Below are 857 nucleotides of genomic sequence, written 5' to 3' on the forward strand. Positions count from 1 at the left end.
CCGGATCGCCGAACATCGCCTGCCAGTCCCAGCGGCTGGCAGGAATTTCGCTGATGCAGTCGCGCCCTTCCACCAGGTTGGTCCAGAAGGCATCCAGGTCGTCAGCCATCGGCATGCAGCCGCTCATGCCGACGATGGCGATCGCTTCCGGCAAAGCAGCCGTCACAGCGGACGGTGTGCCAAAGCGGCTGCGGCGGCTGACTGGCGCCGCAGCCTGAACCGGGGCAGCAGCTGTCTGCGGCTGCGGCATGGCTGCCGCCGCACTGGCCCGTGAGCCAAAGCGGCGCGCAAACACCGCCTGATGCGCCTCGACCAGGTAAGTGGCCAGGCTGGACACGGTCCCATGCTCGAAAAACAGCGTCGGCATCAGTTCCAGTCCGTATTCCTGGTTGAGCTTGTTAGCCAGTTCGGTCAGCGAAATCGAATCGAAACCATATTCGCTGAGCTCGCTGTCGAGGTCGATATCTTCAGGCTTGACCTTGATCAAGCTCGATACCAGCTGCAGCAAGACCGTCGCAAGCTTGTAATTCAAGTCGACCAACTGATCCGGTATCACGCTCTGCTTATCTGCGGCAAGCGCAGCGACAGGCACAGGCGCGGCATGGCCGCCGAATACCGCCAGCAGCTTGTTCCGTTCGCCCGCAGCCACCAGCACCTGGGCCTGTCCACTGGCAAGTGCCTGGTAAAACGCTGCCATGCCCGCCGCATTGTCCATCGGGACAAGACCGAAATTGTCACGCATATGGAGAATGCTCGCAGGATCGGGCCGCATGCTGCCATCAGCCCATAACGGCCAGTTCACGGACAGGCTGCGTCCGCTGCGCTCTCCGGCCGCCACCAGGCTATTCCGATGGACA

1 protein-coding gene is annotated in these 857 nt (G+C 62.2%); it reads right to left on the reverse strand.

What is annotated here, in order from left to right; translation table 11 throughout:
* Positions 1-742: phosphopantetheine-binding protein (locus tag PO883_RS34665; RefSeq protein ID WP_289313829.1), on the reverse strand; the 742-nt coding region annotated here is incomplete at its 3' end.
* Positions 743-857 lie beyond the last annotated feature (115 nt).

Origin of the sequence: Massilia sp. DJPM01, assembly GCF_030348125.1 — a bacterium.
In the GTDB taxonomy this organism is placed as follows: Bacteria; Pseudomonadota; Gammaproteobacteria; order Burkholderiales; family Burkholderiaceae_D; genus Telluria_A; species Telluria_A frigida.